Here is an 18898-nt window from a genome sequence, read left to right on the forward strand (position 1 = left end):
GGCTATGACGCCCGCCGCAGTGCGCGCAGCCCACGCAACCCGATGCCCCCCACGACCGTCCCCAATACGAAGGAGACGACAGCGAGCGTCAGGTGCACCCAGAAGTACGCCGTGGGGTCGCCGTCGTCGAACGCGAGTCCGCTGCTGTCCTTGATCAGGTTCTTGACGAAAGTGACCCAGATGATCCAGCTCCACACCCCGAAGGCGAGCAGGAACCAGGAGACGGGGCGGCTGAGCTTCATGGGTTCAGTATCACCGGCGACTGTCCGGTTCCGTGACCGGGGTGGGGAGGGCGACGGGACTTCCCGTCACGTGCCAGGTACGTTCTGCGTCGTGCCCGCACCCTTGATCCGGACCGTCAGGCGATCCCTGCTGGTCGCCTCCGCGTCCCTCGCGTCCCTCGCGCTCACCGCGCCCGTCTCGCTCGCGGCGCCGGGCCCGTCCCCGTCCCCGGCCGCGTCCGGCTCACCGACGGCGTCCGTGTCCCCGTCGGCGGGCCGCTCCGCCTCGCCGTCGACGTCTGCCTCGCCGTCGGTCGCTCCCCCGGCGAACATGTCGTCCGTGGGCGGCACGCGGCTCGGGCAGGCCGGGACACAGGTGGCGATCGCGGGCGGCGCGCCCGTGCTGCCGAAGGACCTCACCGCCCGGTCGTGGATCGTCGCGGACGCCGAGTCGGGGGACGTGCTCGCCGCGCACAACGCGCACTGGCGGCTGCCCCCGGCCAGCACGATGAAGATGCTCTTCGCCGACACCGTCCTGCCGAGGTTCCCCCGGACCACCGTGCACAAGGTCGCGGCGAGCGACCTGGCCGGCATGGGGTCGGGTTCCAGCCTCGTCGGCATAAAGGAGGGCGAGGCGTACACGGTCCACGACCTGTGGCTCGGCGTCTTCCTGCGCTCGGGCAACGACGCGGTGCACGTCCTGTCGGCGATGAACGGCGGCATCACCAAGACCGTCCAGCAGATGAACGAGCACGCCGAGGAACTCCAGGCCCTCGACACGCACGTCGTCTCCCCCGACGGCTACGACGCCCCCCGCCAGGTCTCCTCCGCGTACGACCTGACCCTGTTCGCCCGGTCCGGCCTTCAGAAGGCGGACTTCCGGGAGTACTGCTCGACCGTCACCGCCAAGTTCCCCGGCGAGACGACGAAGAACAAGAAGGGCCGGACGACCCGCGGGACCTTCGAGATCCAGAACACCAACCGGCTGCTCAGCGGCGACTACGACATCTCCCAGTACCCGGGCATCGCGGGCGTGAAGAACGGCAACACCACCAACGCGGGCGCCACGTTCACCGGAGTCGCCGAGCGCAACGGCAAGGTGCTGCTCGTCACGGTCATGAACCCGGAGAAGACCGGCCACAACGAGGTCTACAAGGAGACCGCCGCCCTGCTGGACTGGGGCTTCCAGGCGGCCGGCAAGGTGACGCCGGTCGGTGAGCTGGTCGCGCCGAAGGGCTCCGAGCAGGCCGCGCAGCCCGGCGCCAAACCGTCCTCCTCCGAGGGATCCGGGCAGGCAGGCGGTGCGGGCGACGTGTCGGCGAGGCCGGTGGCGGGCGCGGTGACCGGGAACGGCTCGGGCGGCATGTGGATCGCGCTGGCCGTCGCCGGCGGTCTGCTGGTGCTGCTGGCGGGCGGCGCGTTCCTGGTCAACCGCCGCTGGCCGCTGCCGGACCTGGTACGACGTCGTCGCTGACGTCGATGTCCCGCGGGTCGTCGGGGACGCTGCCGGTCGCCGTCCAGGCCGCGCAGTACAGGACCAGCTTCGCGGTGAAGTTGATCCACAGCAGCAGGGCGATGGGCACGCCGAACGCGCCGTACATGCTCTTGGCTGCCACGCCCTGCATGTAGCCGCTCAGCAGCAGCTTCAGCAGTTCGAACCCGATGGCGCCGATCAGCGCGGCCACCACGAGGCGGCGGCGCGGGGGTTCGACGCCGGGCAGCAGGGTGAGGACGTAGAGCAGGAGCAGGAAGTCGGCGAGCACGGCGACGGCGAAGGCGGCGACGCGCAGCAGGACGGTGCCCCAGCCCTCCTTGTCGATGCCGGTCTGGTCGGTGAGCCAGCCGACCAGGGCCGAGGCGACGGTGGAGATGGCGAGGGTGAACAGGACGGCGCCGCCGAGGCCGACGAGGACGCCCGCGTCCTTGGCCTTGCGCAGGAGCGGGTTCTCGTCGCGGTCGGGCCGCTCCCACACCGCGCGCAGACAGTCCCGCACCTGGCCGACCCAGCCGATGCCGGTGAGCAGCAGCACCGCACCGGCGATGGAGCCGACGGTGCCCGCGTTCTGGACCAGGCTGTTGATGTCCAGCTGGTCGGAGATGCCGGGGACCTGGTCGGCGATCTTGTCCTGGAGTTCCTGCTGCCGGTCGTCGCTCAGCGTGGCGGCAGCGACGGCGGCGGCCACGGTCAGCAGCGGGAAGAGCGCGACGAAGCTCACGAACGTCATCGCGGCGGCCAGCCGCGTCCACTTCACCCGGTCCAGCCGCTCGTACGACCGCCACGCGTGCGTGGCCATGAGGCGTGCGACCCAGGGCCCGATGCCGGGAAGCCTCTTCAGCCAGTCCATGATCCGAGTCTGCCCCTGTCCGCAGGAACGACGCGCGTACCGCCGACGCGATTGTCGGCACGTATGTCGCGGAACACCAGGGTCCGGGTACCCCAGAAACGCAGGACGGTGGCCAGCGCCATGCCGATCCCGGCGCCGGAGACGGTGTCCGCGCGCCGGGAGGTCAGGCCGAGGCCGTAGTGGCTGACGGCGAGGCAGAGGAGCTGGACCAGGGCGCCGGCCAGGTTCACCGCGAGGAACACGGCACAGGGGCGCAGGCCGCGCGGGCGGGTGTCCCGGTAGGTGCCGAGCGCGTTGCCCGCGTAGGCGACCGCGCAGCCCACCAGGAAGGACAGCGCCTTGGCGGTGAGCGGGCCGGCGCCGGCGGGGCCGCGCAGACACAGGAACAGGGTGAGGTCGGCGGCGTAGGCGAGGAGTCCCGCGGTGGCGAAGCCCAGCAGTTCGCGCCCTCGCCAGCCGGTCCTTCGCGCCGCGCGCGCGTGGCTCACCAGTTGGCCACCGCGAGGCCGTACATGGCCAGCCAGGCCAGCCCGATCAGGGCGAGGGCGCGGTCGCCCAGGACGACCTCCTCGGGCTCTCCCGCGGTGCCCCGGTCGGCGAATACGGCGTACCTCAGGACCGCCAGGACGAAGGCGACCACGGACAGCTGCCGCCAGGGCAGCACGCTCGTGTGCGGGACGCCGCCCTCCCCCAGGGCCCACAGGCAGTAGCCGAGCACGGCGACGCCGGCCGCCAGTTGCCAGACGAAGCGCAGGTAGCCGGTGGTGTACTCGGTGAGCAGCACGCGTGTGGCGCCCGCCGTGCCGGCCATCTGGACGGCCTCGGAGTAGCGCTTGGCGGCGACCATGAACAGCGCACCGAAGCCGGTGGTGATCAGGAACCAGCGGGAGAGGGGGATGCCGAGGGCGAGTCCGCCGGCCGCCGCCCGCATCAGGAAGCCGGTCGTGACCACCACCAGGTCGACGACCAGAACGTGCTTCAGGCTGACGCAGTAGGCCAGTTGCATGCCCAGGTAGGCGGTGAGGAGCAGCGCGACGGCGGGTGTCGCCAGCCGGAGCGCGACGGCCGGTGCGAGGACGGCGAGGACGCCGGCGACTCCGTAGGCGACGGGCACCGGGACCTGTCCGGCGGCGATCGGGCGGCGCCGTTTGGTGGGGTGGGCGCGGTCGGCCTCGGCGTCACGGGCGTCGTTGACCAGGTAGACGGCGGCGGCGCAGGCGGTGAACAGGGCGAAGACGAGGGCGAGCCGGCTCAGCGCGTGCAGGGAGAACAGCCGGCCGGCCGCGGCGGGAGCGGCCACCACCAGGACGTTCTTGATCCACTGCTTGGGGCGGGTGGTCCGGACAATTCCGCCGACGAGGGTGCCGGGGTGGCGGATCGGGGGCCGGGGGGCCGGGGGGCGGGGGGAGCGCTGTGGGTGGAGCAGTGTCTCAGCCATGGTGTGCCTCTCTCATCCAGCGCGCCCCCAGCCGGGCGGTGAGCGCCCCCAGCGCCGCGCCCGCCGCCACGTCGGAGGGGTGGTGGACGCCGACGACCAGGCGGGAGAGACACATCGCGGCGGCGAGCGGGGCGGCGGCGTGCACCCCGAGGGCGCCGTAGGCGACGGCCGCGGCCGTGGCGGAGGTGGCGTGCGAGCTGGGGAAGGAGTGCCGTCCCGCGGTGCGCACGAGGGGTTCGACGCGGGTGGGGCGTGGGCGCCGGACGATCCGTTTCACTCCCACGCTGACGGCGTGCGCGCCCGCGGTGAGCGCGGTGGCGCGCAGCCAGGCACCGCGCCGGGGGCCGTCCACGGCCGCTCCCACGACGCCCGCCGCGAGCCACACGGCGCCGTGTTCGCCCGCCCAGGAGAGGGCGCGCGCGGCACGGGCGACGCGTGGGTCCGCGCCCCGGGCGCGGAGCGCCGAGAGGATCCGGTGGTCCAGGTCGTCGAGTTCGTCCATGCGGACCCACTGTTCACGCCGACCGTCCCGAAATTCCGGCAATATTGAGCGACATACCATTAATCACCCATATAGAGCACCAATGAATGTTTCAAAATTAATCGCCCCTATAGGGGCGATACGGTCACCCCCATGTCTGCCGAGACCGCCCGTGGAACCGTTTCCGAGACCGCCTCCGAGATCGTCTCCGTCACGGGATGGGGTCGCACCGCTCCGTCCGCCGCGCGTCTGGTCCGCCCCCGGACCTACGCGCAGGCCGTCGCGGCGGTCCGGGACTGCGGGGCCCGCGGAGGCATCCCCAGGGGCCTGGGGCGGGCGTACGGGGACGCGGCACAGAACGCCGGCGGGTCGGTGATCGACCTGACCGGTCTGGACCGGATCCATGTCATCGACGCCGGCGACGGCGGTGTCCTGTGCGACGCGGGCGTCTCCCTGCACCGGCTGATGGAGGTCCTGCTGCCGCTCGGCTGGTTCGTGCCCGTGACCCCAGGCACCCGGTACGTGACCGTGGGCGGGGCGATCGGCGCGGACATCCATGGCAAGAACCATCATGTGTCCGGGTCCTTCACCCGCCATGTGCTGTCCTTCGAACTGCTCACGGCGGACGGCACGATCCGCACGGTGGAGCAGGGCACCGACCTCTTCGACGCGACCGCCGGCGGCATGGGCCTGACCGGCGTCGTCCTGACGGCCAGGATCCGCCTCCAGCCGGTCGGGACGTCCCTGATGTCGGTCGACACCGAGCGGGCCGCCGACCTCGACGACCTGATGGCCCGGCTGACGGCCGGCGACCACCGCTACCGCTACTCGGTCGCCTGGATCGACCTCCTCGCGCGCGGGGCGGCCACCGGACGCGCGGTCCTGACCCGCGGCGACCATGCGCCGCCGGCCGCGCTGCCCGCCCGCGCGCGCCGGGACCCGCTCGCGTTCCGCCCGTCCCGGCTCCCGTCCGCCCCCGCTCTCCTGCCGAGCGGCCTGCTCACCCGCACGACCGTCGGGCTGTTCAACGAACTCTGGTACCGCAGGGCGCCACGCGCGCGTACCGGCGAACTCCAGAGCCTCTCCGCCTTCTTCCACCCGCTCGACGGCGTCCCGCACTGGAACCGCGTCTACGGCCGCGACGGCTTCGTGCAGTACCAGTTCGTCGTCGGGTACGGGCAGGAGGACACGCTGCGCCGGATCGTGGGGCGTATCTCCGCCCGCCGCTGCCCGTCGTTCCTGGCCGTCCTCAAACGGTTCGGGGACGCCGACCCCGGCTGGCTCTCCTTCCCGCGCCCGGGCTGGACCCTCGCCCTGGACATCCCGGCCGGGCTGCCCGGCCTCGGCGCCTTCCTCGACGAACTGGACGAGGAGGTGGTCACCGCGGGCGGCCGCGTCTACCTCGCCAAGGACTCCCGGCTGCGCCCCGAGCTGCTCTCCGCGATGTATCCGCGCCTCGACGACTTCCGGGCGCTGCGCGCGGAGCTCGACCCGCGCGGGGTGTTCGTGTCGGACCTCGCCCGCCGGCTCAACTTCCAGGAGTCACCATGAAGGACGCCTTCGGTCTCCCGCAGTCCCTGCTCGTCCTCGGCGGTACGTCCGAGATCGCGCTGGCCACGGCGCGCCGCCTGATCGCCCGCCGCACCCGCACGGTGTGGCTGGCAGGGCGGCCGTCGCCCGCCCTGGAGTCGTCGGCCGCCGAGCTGCGCGCCCTCGGGGCGGACGTGCGCACCGTCCCCTTCGACGCGCTCGACCCCGATTCCCACGAGGCGGTCCTCGGCGAGGTCTTCGCCGAGGGCGACGTCGATATGGTGCTGCTGGCCTTCGGGGTCCTCGGCGACCAGGCGAACGACGAGCGCCACCCGTCGGCCGCGGTGCGCGTCGCGCAGACCAACTACACGGGGGCGGTGTCGGCGGGTCTGGTCGGCGCCCGCGCCCTCCAGACCCAGGGCCACGGCTCCCTCGTCGTTCTCTCCTCCGTGGCCGGTGAGCGGGCCCGCCGCTCGAACTTCGTCTACGGCTCCAGCAAGGCGGGCCTCGACGCCTTCGCCCAGGGCCTGGGCGACGCGCTGCACGGCACCGGCGTCCATGTCATGGTCGTACGCCCCGGATTCGTCCGGACGAAGATGACGGCGGGACTGGAGGAAGCGCCGCTGGCCACCACCCCCGAGGCGGTCGCCACGGCCGTCGAGCTGGGGCTGCGGCGCCGCTCGGAGACGGTGTGGGTGCCAGGGGTGCTGCGCGTGGTGATGTCGGCGCTGCGGCACACCCCGCGCGGGCTGTTCCGGCGGCTGCCGGTCTAGGACGGTCCGGGGACAGGTCCCGGGCGCGGCGGAGAGGGCCTACCGCGTCGGCAGGGAACCCCGGTCGACGCGGGCGGCCTGCGGAGGGACGACCGCGCCGCCGAAGGCGTAGTCGCGCAGTTTGCGCCAGACGCCGTCTGCGCCCTGCTCGGCAAGGGCGAAACCGGTGCAGGACCACTCGGCCTCGTAGTGAGCCAGTTCGTCGAGGGCCCGGTCCATCGCCGCCTCGTCGATACCGTGCGCGACGGTGACGTGCGGGTGGTAGGGGAACTGGAGCTCGCGGGTCAGCGGGCCGGAGGCGGCCCGGATCCGCTGCTGGAGCCAGGCGCAGGTCTCGGCGCCCTGGACGACCCGCACATAGACCACCGGCGACATGGGCCGGAACGTCCCGGTGCCGGACAGCCTCATCGGGAAGGGGCGGCCCGCCGCGGCGACCGCGCTGAGATGCGCCTCGACGGCCGGCAGCGCGCCCGGCTCGACCTCGGTCGGCGGCAGCAGCGTGACGTGCGTGGGGATCCCGTGAGCCGCGGCGTCGCCGAAGCCCGCGCGCCGCTCCTGGAGCAGGCTGCCGTGAGGCTCCGGGACCGCGATCGACACACCGATCGTTACGGTCCCCACGTCTTCTCCTTCGTCATGTCGTCATGGCGGGGTGCGTTGCCTGGTTCGTACTCAGTCGTACGGCTATCGACTGTACGGCCACAGCTGTGCTTCGGGCAGGCGCAGGGAAAGTGATGTGCAGCGCTCTGCCGCGGGAACAGGTGTGCGGTGCGCCCCGAATGCCTCCGGGCGCCGTCCTGCATCCTTGCGGGCGCCGGTCAGTGCTTCGCTGGCAGGAAGCCCACGCGCTCGTACGTCCGCGACAGCGTCTCCGCGGCGACGGCACGCGCCTTCTCGGCGCCCTTGGCCAGGATCGAGTCGAGCGTCTCGGGGTCGTCCAGGTACTGCTGGGTGCGGTCCCGGAAGGGCGTCACGAAGTCGACGACGACGTCGGCGAGGTCGGTCTTGAGCGCGCCGTAGAGCTTGCCCTCGTAACTGCGCTCCAGCTCCGGGACGCTCGTGCCGGTCAGCGTCGAGTAGATGCTCAGCAGGTTGCTCACGCCGGGCTTGTTCGCGGGGTCGTAGCGGATCACCGTGTCGGTGTCCGTGACCGCGCTGCGGACCTTCTTGGCGGTGGCCTTCGGCTCGTCGAGCAGGTTGATGAGGCCCTTCGGCGTGGACGCCGACTTGCTCATCTTGACCGACGGGTCCTGGAGGTCGTAGATCTTCGCCGTCTCCCGGGGGATGTACGGCTTCGGGATCGTGAAGGTGTTGCCGAAGCGGCCGTTGAAGCGCTCCGCGAGGTCACGGGTGAGCTCGATGTGCTGGCGCTGGTCCTCGCCGACCGGCACCTCGTCGGCCTGGTACAGCAGGATGTCCGCGACCTGGAGGATCGGGTACGTGAACAGGCCCACGGAGGCGCGGTCGGCGCCCTGCCTGGCGGACTTGTCCTTGAACTGCGTCATCCGGCTGGCCTCGCCGAAACCGGTGAGGCAGTTCATGACCCAGGCGAGCTGGGCGTGCTCGGGCACATGGCTCTGGACGAAGAGCGTGCAGCGGTCCGGGTCGAGACCGGCCGCGAGGAGCTGGGCGGCGGCCAGCCGCGTGTTCGCGCCGAGCTCCTTCGGGTCCTGCGGGACCGTGATCGCGTGCAGGTCGACGACCATGTAGAACGCGTCGTGGCTCTCCTGGAGGGCGACCCACTGGCGGACGGCGCCCAGGTAGTTGCCGAGGTGGAACGAGCCTGCGGTGGGCTGGATTCCGGAAAGCACACGGGGTCGGTCATTCGCCATGCGCCCTATTCTCGCAGAGGCGCGGGGGTGGTCCCGGTGCACGGCGGACCGCGCGCCGGTGGGTCCGTCCGCGCCCGCGGCGGAGCCGCACACGGCCGCGGCCCCGCGCTCCTGGGAGAACCTCAGCCGAGGTCGATCTCCGGGTACAGCGGGAAGCCCGCGACCAGGTCGGTCGCCCGCCGGGAAATCTCGTCGGCCACCTTCGCGTCCAGCACGTGGGACGCCTTGCTCGGGGCGCCCGACTTGGTCGTGCCCTGCTCCGTCGTGGTCAGGACCCGGTCGATCAGGGCCGCCACCTCGTCCATCTCGGCCGTGCCCAGACCCCGGGTGGTCAGCGCCGGCGTGCCGATGCGGATGCCGGAGGTGTACCAGGCGCCGTTCGGGTCGGCGGGGATGGCGTTGCGGTTGGTGACGATGCCCGAGTCGAGCAGGGCCGCCTCGGCCTGCCGGCCGGTGAGACCGTAGGAGGAGGCGACGTCGATCAGGTTCAGGTGGTTGTCCGTGCCCCCGGTGACCAGGGTCGCGCCGCGCCGCATCAGGCCCTCGGCCAGCGCGCGGGAGTTGTCGACGATGCGCTGGGCGTAGTCCTGGAAGGACGGCTGCCGGGCCTCGGCGAGGGCCACGGCCTTCGCCGCCATGACGTGCGGGAGCGGGCCGCCGAGGACCATCGGGCAGCCGCGGTCGACCTGGTCCTTGAGGGAGTCGTCGCACAGGACCATGCCGCCGCGCGGGCCGCGCAGGGACTTGTGGGTGGTGGTGGTGACGATCTGTGCGTGCGGAACCGGGTCGAAGTCGTTGGTCAGGACCTTGCCCGCGACCAGTCCCGCGAAGTGGGCCATGTCGACCATCAGGGTCGCGCCGACCTCGTCGGCGATCTCGCGCATGATCCGGAAGTTCACCAGCCGGGGGTACGCCGAGTAGCCGGCCACGATGATCAGCGGCTTGAAGTCACGGGCCGACGCGCGCAGCGCCTCGTAGTCGATCAGGCCCGTGGCCGGGTCGGTGCCGTAGGAGCGCTGATCGAACATCTTGCCGGAGATGTTCGGGCGGAAGCCGTGGGTGAGGTGGCCGCCGGCGTCCAGGGACATGCCGAGCATGCGCTGGTTGCCGAAGGCCTGGCGCAGCTCGGCCCAGTCGGCGTCGGAGAGGTCGTTGACCTGGCGGACGCCCGCCTTGGCGAGGGCCGGGACCTCCACACGGTCGGCGAGGACGGACCAGAAGGCGACGAGGTTGGCGTCGATGCCGGAGTGCGGCTGGACGTAGGCGTGCCGGGCGCCGAACAGCTCACGGGCGTGCTCGGCGGCCAGCGACTCGACGGTGTCCACGTTGCGGCAGCCGGCGTAGAAGCGGCGGCCGACGGTGCCCTCGGCGTACTTGTCGCTGAACCAGTTGCCCATCGCGAGGAGGGTCGCCGGGGAGGCGTAGTTCTCCGAGGCGATCAGCTTGAGCATCTCGCGCTGGTCGTGGACCTCCTGGCCGATGGCGTCGGCGACGCGCGGCTCGACGGCGCGGATCACGTCGAGCGCGGCGCGGAAGGCGGTGGACTCGGTGGACAGGGGCTGCTGGTCGGACATGTCGTCGGCCTCCGGATGGCGTGGCGTGCGAGCGGTCACGGTCTCGGTCTGGCCCAGGCGCACGGCACTCACTCACAGGCCGCTCCCCGATGGTCCGTCCCATCCCAGCGCGCCAGTCACGGCCCGCCCGCCAGCCTACCGGGCAGGTCCCGGGCGCGAGGTCCGGCGTCCACCATGCGAGCGACGCCGGACCCGCGCGGGACGGGCCCGCAGAGGGCTGCCGGAACGGTTCAGAGGATCACGTGGGGCAGGAAGCGGGCGTACTCGTCCGTGATCAGACCGGAGGACTCGCGGATGCCGAGGCCGGCCGACTCGTCCTGCACCATCCACGCGCCGAGGACGACATGGTTGCCGTCGAACGCGGGAAGGGGCGCCAACTCCTGGTAGCAGCAGGGCTCGTCGGTGCGCGGGACGGGCGCCGCGCCCGGTTCGTGCAGGGTGACGCCTGCGCCCTCGCGGCCCAGCAGCGGCTTGGCGACGTAGCCGGTGGTGTCCGCCAGCTCGCGGGGGCCGTCGAGGTAGGCGGCGAGGAGGTTGGGGTGTCCGGGGTACAGCTCCCAGAGCACGGCCAGCAGGGCCTTGTTGCTGAGGAGCATCTTCCAGGCCGGTTCGATCCACATCGTCGTGCCGGTGCCCCCGCCGTTGTCGAGGCCGTCCAGGACATGGCCGGCGAACCGGTCGGTGGTCAGCCACTCCCACGGGTAGAGCTTGAAGCAGCTGCGGATGAAGCGGAGCCGGCGGTCGACGAAGCGGCCGGACATCGGGTCCCAGCCGATCTCCTCCATGGAGATCCAGTCGGTGTCCAGGCCGGCCTGTTCGGCCGTCTCCTTGAGGTAGGCGACCGTCATGAGGTCCTCGCCCAGCTCGTCCTCGGAGGAGTGCGCGAAGTAGAGCGGGCTGCCGGGCGGCAGCAGGGCGGACTGCTTCCGCCAGGCCGCGACCAGGCGTTCGTGGAGGGAGTTCCACTGGTCGGCGCCGGGGAAGCGGTCCTCCATCCAGAACCACTGGGGGGAGGCGGCCTCCACCAGCGAGGTGGGGGTGTCGGCGTTGTACTCCAAGAGTTTCGCCGGGCCGGTGCCGTCGTAGCGGAGGTCGAACCGGCCGTACACCGACGGGAGTTCGGCGCGCCGGCGCCAGGCCTCCGAGACCGCTGCGGCGATCCGCGGGTCGGTGATGCCGAGGTCGGCGAGGCGGTCGGACTCGACGAGGTGGGCGGCCGCCGCCAGACACATGGCGTGCAGTTCCTCGACGGTCTCCTCCAGCACCTCGACCTCGTCGAGGGTGAAGGCGTAGTACGCGCTCTCGTCCCAGTAGGGGCGCAACCGGCCGTCGGGGTGGCGGGTGAGGGGGTAGACGAGGCCTTGTTCCTCGACGGTCCGCTGCCAGTCGGGGCGGGGTTCGACGGTGTGACGTCGCATGGGTGCAGGTGTCCTGTTCGGCCGCTCGGTCGTCCGTCGTTCAGCCGCCGGAACCGCCCTTGTGGCTGCCGCCGTCGCTGTCGCCGCCGAAGCCGCCGCGGTCGACCCCGCCGCCTCCGGTGCTGCCGCTGGAACCGCCGGAGCCCTTGCCCGACTTGGTGAGGGAGCCGCCGTCGACCCAGGAGCCCGACTTGCTGCCGCCGTAGTACCAGACGCCGTTCGACGAGGACTTGCCGGACTTGCAGTTCTTGTCGGCGACGACCTTGTACCCCTTGGCGCGGTTGTAGCTGTCGCGGTCGACGCAGCGCTTGTCGGGGTCGGAGGAGCAGGCGGTCAGGGCCGCCGCGAGCACTCCCATGCCGCCGAGTACCACCGTGCCCGAGCGTAGTCTGCGACGCGCGTCCGCCATGTTCCCGTCTCCCCGTTCTCCTGATCGCCCCTATGGCGATCACCGTCCGTCAGCCTAGACACCGTGCCGGGAGCGGCCGGAGGCGGCCCGTCCAGGAGCCGTTCCCCTACAGTCCTTGCGTGCTCTTCGGAATGGTGTGCGCCCTGGGTGCGGCGGTCTGCTTCGGTACGGCGACGGTGTTGCAGGCGGTGGCGGCGCGTGCCGCGTCCGACGGCGGCGGTGGTGACGCGGCGCTGCTGCTGCGGGCGGTCCGGCAGTGGCGCTACCTGGCGGGGCTCGGGCTGGACGGGCTGGGGTTCCTGTTCCAGATCGCCGCCCTGCGGTCGGTGCCGATCTACGCGGTGGGGGCGGCGCTGGCCTCCAGCCTGGCGGTGACGGCGGTGGTCGCGGCGCGGCTGCTCCGGGTACGGCTGAGCCGGACCGAGTGGGCGGCGGTCGGGGTGGTGTGCGCGGGGCTGGCGATGCTGGGGCTGGCGGCGGGCACGGAGGGCGAGGAGAGCGGGCCGCCGGCGTTGCCGTGGGTGATGCTCGGCGCGGCGGGCGGGGTGCTGCTGCTGTGGCCTGCCGGGAACAGACTGGCCGGGCGGGGGCGGGCGCTGGTGCTGGGCCTCGGGGCAGGTTTCGGGTTCGGGGTGGTGGAGGTGACGGTGCGGTTGATCGACTCGCTCGCCCCCTCGGAGCTGCTCACCGACCCGGCGGTGTACGCGCTCGTGCTGGGGGGTGGCGCCGCGTTCCTGCTGCTGACCTCCGCGCTCCAGCGGGGGTCGGTGACCACGGCCACGGCCGGGATGGTGATCGGCGAGACGATCGGGCCGGCGCTGGTCGGCGTGCTGTGGCTGGGGGACCGAACCCGGGAGGGGTTCGCCTGGCTTGCCGTGCTGGGCTTCGCCGTCGCCGTGGCGGGGGCACTGGCCCTGGCCCGGTTCGGGGAGGCGCCCGAACCGGCGGACGCTTCGGAGCCGCAGCGCGCGCCGGAGCCGCCCGTCAGGCCATCGCCGCCGTGATGCCGTCCCACAGGCGGCTGCGCGCCTCCAGCGCCAGGGTCGCCGTCTCGACGGCCTCCTGCCAGCGGGTGTCGTCCTCACCGCACAGGTCGGCCACCATCTGCATGGCCATGGGGGTGTGCTCCTCACCGTCGACCTCGATGTGACGGGCCAGGTAGTCGCAGAACAGGGGGAACCGGTCGGTGCCCTCCTTCTTGATCACCTGGCCGAACATGTCCGGGATGAGGTCCTCCCGGGAGAAGGCGAAGGCGGCGGCCCGGCAGTGCAGGGGCCGGTCGGCGATGATGCCGAAGGTGGTGCGCACGAACTCGGCCGCGGGGGCGGGGACCTGGGCCACCCGGAGCGCCGACGGCACGTCGTGGCCCTCGCCGATCAGCTCGACGAAGGTGTCGATCCGGGCCGTGGCGGCGCCCGCCTCGTCCATGCCCGCGCGGTACAGCTCGAAGTGGCTGGTGAAGCCGCTGTTCAGCTCGTCGCTCTCCTCGACCAGCACGATGTCGTTGATGAGCCTCCGGCTCACCTCCGAGCCGCGCGGGACCCAGGGGACGTCGACGCAGGTGAGGTCGCGCTGGAGCGACTTCAGCAGGGACATGAAGTCCCAGACCGCGAACACGTGGTGCGCCATGAACGTCGCCATGTCCTCCCGGGTGCTTATCCGCTGGTAAATCGGATGCGAGGTGACTTCCTTACGGGCCTGTCCAATCGCGGATCGGGCCCTTTCAATTCCCTCGTGGGTCATGTTCCAGTCGTACCTGGACATGTTTCTCCTTGGGTCGGGGAGCGATTCGGGAGCTCGATCGTGCACTTCTCCCGATCCACCGGCAAGCGCTTCCAGGAATCCCGGAGAAGTTACCGTCAGTATCGCTCGACCGAAGACGTCAAGACTCAGGAAAAAGTCATTAAAAGCCGCGTTCCGGACAACAGGAGACAGTTGTAAGAGTTTGAAGAACCTGTGAACGCGCTTGCTCTCCCGTGCGTACTCGACGGTGTGACCAGTAATCCCGTCACCGTCACCGCGGCATATCGCGTGGTGCCGGGCCGCGAGGCCGACTTTCACTCCTGGGGGTGGGCCATGCTGGGCGCCGGCGCCCGGCAGCCCGGCTTCCTGGGGGGTGGTGTTCTTGTCGACGGAGAGGCGGAGTGGCATGTGGTTTATCGCTTCGCCACCGAGAACGCGGCCCGGGCCTGGGAGGATTCGACCACCCGGGTGGACTGGGACGCCCGGGTGCTGGGCATCGCCCGGCAGACGGACCGCAGAAGCGTGCGGGGCTCCAAGGTCTGGTTCGACTCCCAGACCGCCGCACCGAAGACGCCGGCCCCGCCGTCGAAATGGAAGCTTTGGTTCGTGAATATGAGCGCGGTCTTCCCACCGGTGCTCCTTTTCAATCTGATCGCGCTTCCCTACCTCGGCGGCCTCAATCCGATCGTTCGCACACTACTGCTCTGCCTTTGCGTGACGGCCCTCGTCACATGGATTCTCATGCCCCGCCTTCAGCGTTTCTTCAAGAAATGGCTGTATCCACCGCTCCAGGCGCTTCGCGGACGGCATAAACGACGGACCGCGTAGAACCCGAGAACGACCCTAGGGAGGTGGGCGGGTGAAGACCCTGCTCATCGACAATCACGACTCGTACACGTACAACCTGTTCCAGCTGATCGCCGAGGTCAATGGCGAGGAGCCGGTGGTGATCCTCAACGACGCCCCGGCGGACGCCGTGCCCGACCTCGCGGCCTTCGACAACGTCGTGGTGTCGCCGGGGCCCGGGCACCCGGCGAAGACCCGGGACTTCGGCATCAGCGCCAGAGTGCTCGCCCGGTCCGAGGTGCCGGTCCTCGGTGTCTGCCTCGGCCACCAGGGCATCGCCCACGGCGAGGGCGGCCGGGTGGCGTCCGCCCCGGAACCCCGGCACGGACACCTGTCGACCGTCCGGCACGACGAACGGGACCTGTTCCGCGGGCTGCCGCAGAACTTCACCGCGGTGCGCTATCACTCGCTGTCCGTCCGCGAGCCGCTGCCCGCCACGCTGGAGGCGACCGCCTGGGCCGAGGACGGTGTCCTGATGGGACTGCGGCACCGCGAACGGCCCCTGTGGGGAGTGCAGTTCCACCCGGAGTCGGTGCTCACCGAGTACGGCCACCGGATGCTCGTGAACTTCCGGAACCTCACGGCCGAACGGGCCCGCAAACACCGCTCGAAGAACACGGCGGTCACACCGGCCGCGGCGGCGATGCCGAACTCCACGGTGATCCCCCGCCCGCGCCGGGCCGACGGTCCCGCCTACCGGCTGCACACGCGCCGCCTCGCCGGGGCCATCGACGCGGAGGCCGCCTTCACGCGGCTGTACGCCGACTCCCCTCGGGCGTTCTGGCTGGACAGCTCCCGGGTGGAGCGGGGGCTCTCCCGCTTCTCGTTCCTCGGCGACGACAGCGGTCCGCTCGCCGAGTTCGTCCGGTACGACGTCGAGGCCGGGCACTGCGAGATCGAGCGGACGGGGCGGCCGCCGCGCAAGGTCCGGGCGAGCGTCTTCGACTACCTGAAGCGGCAGCTCGCGAACCGCCGGGTCGACGCCACCGGGCTGCCCTTCGACTTCACCGGCGGCTACGTCGGCTACTTCGGCTACGAGATGAAGGCCGACTGCGGCTCCCCCAACCAGCACCGCGCCACCACCCCGGACGCCTGCTGGCTGTTCGCCGACCGGTTGATCGCGGTGGACCACGAGAAGGGCTTCACCTACGCGGTCTGCCTGGCGGAGGACACCCCACAGGCGACTCTCGAAGCCGCCGACTGGCTCGAGAACACGCTGGCCCGGCTCACCTCCCTGCCCACCGAACCCGACCGGAGCCGGCTCGCGCGGGCCACGAGGGACGGGGCCGCCGGGGCCGACAGGGCCGATGGAATCTACGGGCCTGACGGGACGGCACGCGGCGCGGGTCAGGCCGACGGCGGCGAGCAGGGCCGCGGGGCGGACGGGGCCGGGGCCGGTGGTCCGGGGCCCGAGGGTGTCAGCGGTGCCGATGCTGTCGAGCCTTGGCTGGTACGGGACCGGGCGACCTACCTCGCGGACATCGCCGCCTGCCGGCGTGAGCTCGCCGCGGGCACCAGTTACGAGATCTGCCTGACCAACGCGGCGACGTTACCCGCTCCGGACGACGCGTACGGCTTCTACCGGGCGCTGCGCCGCGTCAACCCCGCGCCGTACGCCGCCTTCCTGCGGTTCGGCGACCTCGACGTGGTCGGCTCCTCCCCCGAGCGGTTCCTGCGGATCACCCGGGACGGCGTCGCCGAGGCCAAACCGATCAAGGGAACCGCCCCGCGCGGTGCCGGTCCGCTGGAGGACGCGCGCCTCAGGGACGCGCTGGCGGCGGACGCCAAGACCCGCGCCGAGAACCTGATGATCGTCGACCTGCTCCGCAACGACCTGGGACGGGTCTGCCGGACCGGGACCGTGCGGGTCTCCCGGCTCATGGCCACCGAGACGTACGCCACCGTGCACCAGCTCGTCTCCACCGTCGAGGGCCGGCTGCGCGAGGACACCGACGCGGTGGACTGCGTACGCGCCTGCTTCCCCGGCGGGTCGATGACCGGAGCGCCCAAGCAGCGCACCCTGGAGATCATCGACGGGCTGGAGACCGAGGCGCGTGGCGTGTACGCGGGCGCCCTCGGTTATCTGGGGTGCAGTGGCGGCGCGGACCTCAACATCGTCATCCGCACCGCCGTCCTGGCCGACGGTCTCCTGCGGATGGGGGCCGGCGGCGCGATCGTGCTCGACTCCGATCCGGTGGCGGAGTACGACGAGATGCTGCTGAAGACGGCCGCGCAGATGCGGGCCCTGCGGGAGCACACCGCCGCACGGTCCCGGGCGCCCGGGGAGCGGGGGACGGAGCCGGCCGAGACCCGGGTGGGCGCGGGGCTGCGGTCCGGGGGTGCGACCGGCGACCCCGGTCCGCAGGCACGGGGCACGGGCCGGGCGGCACGGCGGCAGCCCGCCGCGCCGACCGGCAGCCGGACACCCGCGGCGCACCCCGGTGTCCCGGGCGGCGCCGGCGGCACGGGCGGTCTCACCGAGTCCGCCGTCCGTCCGGCGAGCGTGAAGGGGGCCACCCGATGACGGCCGTAGGGTCCACGACGGCCTCGCCGAGCACGGCGAAGGCAACCACGACTGCGGCTGCGACTGCGACTTCGCAGCCGGTGGGTGAGGGCCGCGACGAGGCCGCCGTGCCCGGGAATCTCGCCGCCCAGCTCGCCGACCTCGTCGAGCGCCGCGGGTGGGGCGGGCGGGCCGCCTTCCATCAGGGGCACCAGGTGTGGACCCACGGTGAGGTGCACGCGCTCGGGGCGCGGGCCGCCGGTGTGCTCGCGGATCACGGGGTACGGGGCGGGGACCGGGTGCTGCTGGCGCTGCCCGACGGGATCGCCTGGGTGACGGCCTTCCTGGCCGTCGCCCGGCTCGGGGCCGTGGCCGTCCTGGTCAATCCCGAACTGCCCGCGCCCGAGCACGCGTTCATGGCCGAGGACACCGACGCCGTGCTGTGTGTGACCGGGCCGGGTCTCGAGGACCGCTTCGCCGGCCGGCCCCGCCTCGGCGCCGACCAGTTGCTCGCGCTCGCTCCCGCCGCCGAGCCGGCCGCCGCCCGCCCGGTGGACGCGCACACGCCGCTGTACGTGCAGTACACCTCCGGCACGACGGGCCGCCCGAAGGGGGTCGTGCACACGCACGGAGACCCGAAGACGTACCACGATCTCATCGGCCGGCGACTGCTCGGGATCACCGAGGAGGACGTCACCCTGTCGGTGTCGAAGCTGTACTTCGCCTACGGCTTCGGCAACGCCTTCGTCTTCCCGCTCTTCTCCGGCTCCAGCGCCGTGCTGGTGGACCGGCGTCCGACCCCCGCCGCCGTCGACGAACTCGTCGCCCGGCACCGCGTGAGCCTGCTCTACTCCGTGCCGTCCGCGTACGCGGCGCTCGTCGCCGACCGGGGCAGCGGCCACGCGGCCTGTTTCGCCTCGGTGCGCGCCGCGGTGTCGGCCGGCGAGGGGCTGCCGGACGGGCTCGGCGGACAGATCACCGAGCTGCTCGGCGCGCCCGTGCTGGAGCAGATCGGTTCCACCGAGGCCGGGCACGCCTTCTGCGCCAACAGTCTCGGCCACGACCACCCGGGCACCGTCGGCCGTCCCGTACCGGGGTTCGAGGTGGAGCTGCGCGACCCTGCCGGGCGGCCCGTGACCGATGGTGCGGAGGGGGAGCTGTGGGTCCGCGGGCCGACGGTGACGCCCGGCTATCTGAACCGGCCCGAGGAGACACGGCGCACGCTGGTCGGCGGCTGGCTGGCCACCCACGACCGGGCGCGCCGCGAACCGGACGGCGCCTACCGGCACCTGGGCCGCACCGACGACATGGAGATGGTCGGCGGGATCACCGTCTCCCCGCTGGAGGTGGAGGCCGTCCTGCGCACCCATCCGGCGGTGCGGGAGGTCGCCGTGGCAGCGGTCCCGGACAACCGGGGCCGCACCCGTCTGCGCGCCTTCGTCGTCCCCGCCGCCCGGAGGTCTCCCCGGGCGGACCCGCCCGGAACACCCGGCCTGCCGGACCCCTCCGGCTCCACCGGTGCCGGAGGCTCGCAGAAACCCGCCGCCCCCACCGGTTCCACGAACCCCTCCACCGGCACCGAGAGCCCCTCCGGTCCCGCAGACCCCGCCGGCCTGGTCCGGCTGGAAGCCGATCTCCTCGTCCTCGCACGGGAACGGCTCGCCGCGTTCAAGGTGCCGCGGAGCGTCAGCTTCGTCGTGTCACTGCCCCGCACCTCCACCGGCAAGCTCCGCCGCCACCTGGTCCGCCAGGGCGCGTGGTGACCGTGTCCGGGCCCCCGTCCGAGAG

The 18898-nt window shown here is 72.2% G+C and carries 18 protein-coding genes and 1 riboswitch; of the genes, 7 read left to right on the forward strand and 11 right to left on the reverse strand.

What is annotated here, in order from left to right; genetic code table 11:
* Positions 1-2 precede the first annotated feature (2 nt).
* Positions 3-242: an SCO4848 family membrane protein gene (locus OHS71_RS16285; RefSeq protein ID WP_328480111.1), complete on the reverse strand. Its 240-nt coding sequence runs from the start codon at positions 240-242 to the stop codon at positions 3-5.
* A gap of 91 nt (positions 243-333) precedes the next feature.
* Here OHS71_RS16285 and OHS71_RS16290 point away from each other — a divergent pair, with 91 nt between their 5' ends.
* A complete protein-coding gene (locus OHS71_RS16290; protein WP_328480112.1) occupies positions 334-1695 on the forward strand; it encodes a D-alanyl-D-alanine carboxypeptidase family protein in 1362 nt (453 codons plus the stop codon).
* On the opposite strand, the gene OHS71_RS16295 is transcribed toward OHS71_RS16290, so the two are convergent.
* From OHS71_RS16295 to OHS71_RS16310, 4 genes are read right to left on the reverse strand one after another with little or no spacing between them, the layout of a single operon-like run.
* Positions 1649-2566 carry a YihY/virulence factor BrkB family protein gene (locus OHS71_RS16295; protein ID WP_328480113.1) on the reverse strand — a complete coding sequence of 306 codons (918 nt, stop codon included), beginning with the start codon at positions 2564-2566 and terminating at the stop codon, positions 1649-1651. The two genes, OHS71_RS16290 and OHS71_RS16295, sit on opposite strands and share 47 nt — an antisense overlap.
* Positions 2554-3054 carry a GtrA family protein gene (locus OHS71_RS16300; RefSeq protein ID WP_328480114.1) on the reverse strand — a complete coding sequence of 167 codons (501 nt, stop codon included), beginning with the start codon at positions 3052-3054 and terminating at the stop codon, positions 2554-2556. Before OHS71_RS16300 ends, OHS71_RS16295 begins: the two co-directional genes overlap by 13 nt.
* Entirely contained in the window at positions 3051-4004 is a 954-nt protein-coding gene (locus tag OHS71_RS16305) for a decaprenyl-phosphate phosphoribosyltransferase (protein ID WP_328480115.1), read from the reverse strand. Before OHS71_RS16305 ends, OHS71_RS16300 begins: the two co-directional genes overlap by 4 nt.
* Positions 3997-4506: a phosphatase PAP2 family protein gene (locus tag OHS71_RS16310; protein WP_328480116.1), complete on the reverse strand. Its 510-nt coding sequence runs from the start codon at positions 4504-4506 to the stop codon at positions 3997-3999. The genes OHS71_RS16305 and OHS71_RS16310 overlap by 8 nt, the downstream gene beginning before the upstream one ends.
* Before the next feature lie 132 nt (positions 4507-4638).
* Between OHS71_RS16310 and OHS71_RS16315 the strand changes: the two genes are divergently transcribed.
* Together OHS71_RS16315 and OHS71_RS16320 are read left to right on the forward strand one after the other, a co-directional pair.
* Positions 4639-6036 carry an FAD-binding oxidoreductase gene (locus tag OHS71_RS16315; RefSeq protein WP_328480117.1) on the forward strand — a complete coding sequence of 466 codons (1398 nt, stop codon included), beginning with the start codon at positions 4639-4641 and terminating at the stop codon, positions 6034-6036.
* Positions 6033-6788 (forward strand): decaprenylphospho-beta-D-erythro-pentofuranosid-2-ulose 2-reductase, encoded by a 756-nt coding sequence (locus tag OHS71_RS16320; RefSeq protein WP_328480118.1) that lies wholly within the window; start codon positions 6033-6035, stop codon positions 6786-6788. The genes OHS71_RS16315 and OHS71_RS16320 overlap by 4 nt, the downstream gene beginning before the upstream one ends.
* 39 nt (positions 6789-6827) lie before the next feature.
* Here OHS71_RS16320 and OHS71_RS16325 read toward each other — a convergent pair whose 3' ends face one another.
* The 5 genes from OHS71_RS16325 to OHS71_RS16345 form a co-directional block, all read right to left on the reverse strand.
* The gene (locus OHS71_RS16325) at positions 6828-7406 is read right to left on the reverse strand and encodes a 2'-5' RNA ligase family protein (RefSeq protein WP_328480119.1); all 579 of its coding nucleotides are present in this window, start codon (positions 7404-7406) and stop codon (positions 6828-6830) included.
* Between the two features lie 197 nt (positions 7407-7603).
* Positions 7604-8617, reverse strand: a complete 1014-nt coding sequence (gene trpS / locus OHS71_RS16330) for a tryptophan--tRNA ligase (RefSeq protein ID WP_328480120.1) — start codon at positions 8615-8617, stop codon at positions 7604-7606.
* Between the two features lie 122 nt (positions 8618-8739).
* Positions 8740-10191: a glycine hydroxymethyltransferase gene (locus OHS71_RS16335; RefSeq protein ID WP_328484538.1), complete on the reverse strand. Its 1452-nt coding sequence runs from the start codon at positions 10189-10191 to the stop codon at positions 8740-8742.
* A 44-nt stretch (positions 10192-10235) separates the two neighbouring features.
* Positions 10236-10321, reverse strand: a riboswitch (ZMP/ZTP riboswitch).
* 100 nt (positions 10322-10421) lie between these two features.
* Entirely contained in the window at positions 10422-11609 is a 1188-nt protein-coding gene (locus tag OHS71_RS16340) for a glutathionylspermidine synthase family protein (RefSeq protein ID WP_328480121.1), read from the reverse strand.
* A gap of 40 nt (positions 11610-11649) precedes the next feature.
* The gene (locus tag OHS71_RS16345) at positions 11650-12018 is read right to left on the reverse strand and encodes a hypothetical protein (RefSeq protein ID WP_328480122.1); all 369 of its coding nucleotides are present in this window, start codon (positions 12016-12018) and stop codon (positions 11650-11652) included.
* Positions 12019-12149: 131 nt separating this feature from the next.
* Here OHS71_RS16345 and OHS71_RS16350 point away from each other — a divergent pair, with 131 nt between their 5' ends.
* Entirely contained in the window at positions 12150-13022 is an 873-nt protein-coding gene (locus OHS71_RS16350) for a hypothetical protein (protein ID WP_328484539.1), read from the forward strand.
* On the opposite strand, the gene OHS71_RS16355 is transcribed toward OHS71_RS16350, so the two are convergent.
* Entirely contained in the window at positions 13003-13782 is a 780-nt protein-coding gene (locus OHS71_RS16355; RefSeq protein ID WP_328480123.1) for a DUF3050 domain-containing protein, read from the reverse strand. The genes OHS71_RS16350 and OHS71_RS16355 overlap by 20 nt on opposite strands.
* A gap of 228 nt (positions 13783-14010) precedes the next feature.
* Between OHS71_RS16355 and OHS71_RS16360 the strand changes: the two genes are divergently transcribed.
* Genes OHS71_RS16360 through OHS71_RS16370 form a run of 3 tightly spaced genes read left to right on the forward strand, consistent with a single transcriptional unit; the run spans position 14011 to position 18873 of the window.
* On the forward strand, positions 14011-14589 hold the full coding sequence (locus OHS71_RS16360; RefSeq protein WP_328480124.1) for an antibiotic biosynthesis monooxygenase: 579 nt from the start codon (positions 14011-14013) through the stop codon (positions 14587-14589).
* 31 nt (positions 14590-14620) lie between these two features.
* Positions 14621-17131: a chorismate-binding protein gene (locus tag OHS71_RS16365; protein ID WP_328480125.1), complete on the forward strand. Its 2511-nt coding sequence runs from the start codon at positions 14621-14623 to the stop codon at positions 17129-17131.
* Complete coding sequence (locus OHS71_RS16370; protein ID WP_328480126.1) at positions 17128-18873, forward strand: AMP-binding protein; 1746 nt, start codon at positions 17128-17130, stop codon at positions 18871-18873. The genes OHS71_RS16365 and OHS71_RS16370 overlap by 4 nt, the downstream gene beginning before the upstream one ends.
* Positions 18874-18898 lie beyond the last annotated feature (25 nt).

Origin of the sequence: Streptomyces sp. NBC_00377, from assembly GCF_036075115.1 — a bacterium.
GTDB lineage: Bacteria > Actinomycetota > Actinomycetes > Streptomycetales > Streptomycetaceae > Streptomyces.

What these genes read in the sequence shown, in the direction of transcription:
- OHS71_RS16285 (WP_328480111.1), bottom strand. Translation starts at nt 242, where the DNA reads ATGAAGCTCAGCCGCCCCGTCTCCTGGTTCCTGCTCGCCTTCGGGGTG.
- OHS71_RS16315 (WP_328480117.1), top strand. Translation starts at nt 4,639, where the DNA reads ATGTCTGCCGAGACCGCCCGTGGAACCGTTTCCGAGACCGCCTCCGAG.
- trpS (WP_328480120.1), bottom strand. Translation starts at nt 8,617, where the DNA reads ATGGCGAATGACCGACCCCGTGTGCTTTCCGGAATCCAGCCCACCGCA.
- OHS71_RS16340 (WP_328480121.1), bottom strand. Translation starts at nt 11,609, where the DNA reads ATGCGACGTCACACCGTCGAACCCCGCCCCGACTGGCAGCGGACCGTC.
- OHS71_RS16370 (WP_328480126.1), top strand. Translation starts at nt 17,128, where the DNA reads ATGACGGCCGTAGGGTCCACGACGGCCTCGCCGAGCACGGCGAAGGCA.
- OHS71_RS16350 (WP_328484539.1), top strand. Translation starts at nt 12,150, where the DNA reads ATGGTGTGCGCCCTGGGTGCGGCGGTCTGCTTCGGTACGGCGACGGTG.
- OHS71_RS16320 (WP_328480118.1), top strand. Translation starts at nt 6,033, where the DNA reads ATGAAGGACGCCTTCGGTCTCCCGCAGTCCCTGCTCGTCCTCGGCGGT.
- OHS71_RS16335 (WP_328484538.1), bottom strand. Translation starts at nt 10,191, where the DNA reads ATGTCCGACCAGCAGCCCCTGTCCACCGAGTCCACCGCCTTCCGCGCC.
- OHS71_RS16310 (WP_328480116.1), bottom strand. Translation starts at nt 4,506, where the DNA reads ATGGACGAACTCGACGACCTGGACCACCGGATCCTCTCGGCGCTCCGC.
- OHS71_RS16345 (WP_328480122.1), bottom strand. Translation starts at nt 12,018, where the DNA reads ATGGCGGACGCGCGTCGCAGACTACGCTCGGGCACGGTGGTACTCGGC.
- OHS71_RS16295 (WP_328480113.1), bottom strand. Translation starts at nt 2,566, where the DNA reads ATGGACTGGCTGAAGAGGCTTCCCGGCATCGGGCCCTGGGTCGCACGC.
- OHS71_RS16305 (WP_328480115.1), bottom strand. Translation starts at nt 4,004, where the DNA reads ATGGCTGAGACACTGCTCCACCCACAGCGCTCCCCCCGCCCCCCGGCC.
- OHS71_RS16355 (WP_328480123.1), bottom strand. Translation starts at nt 13,782, where the DNA reads ATGTCCAGGTACGACTGGAACATGACCCACGAGGGAATTGAAAGGGCC.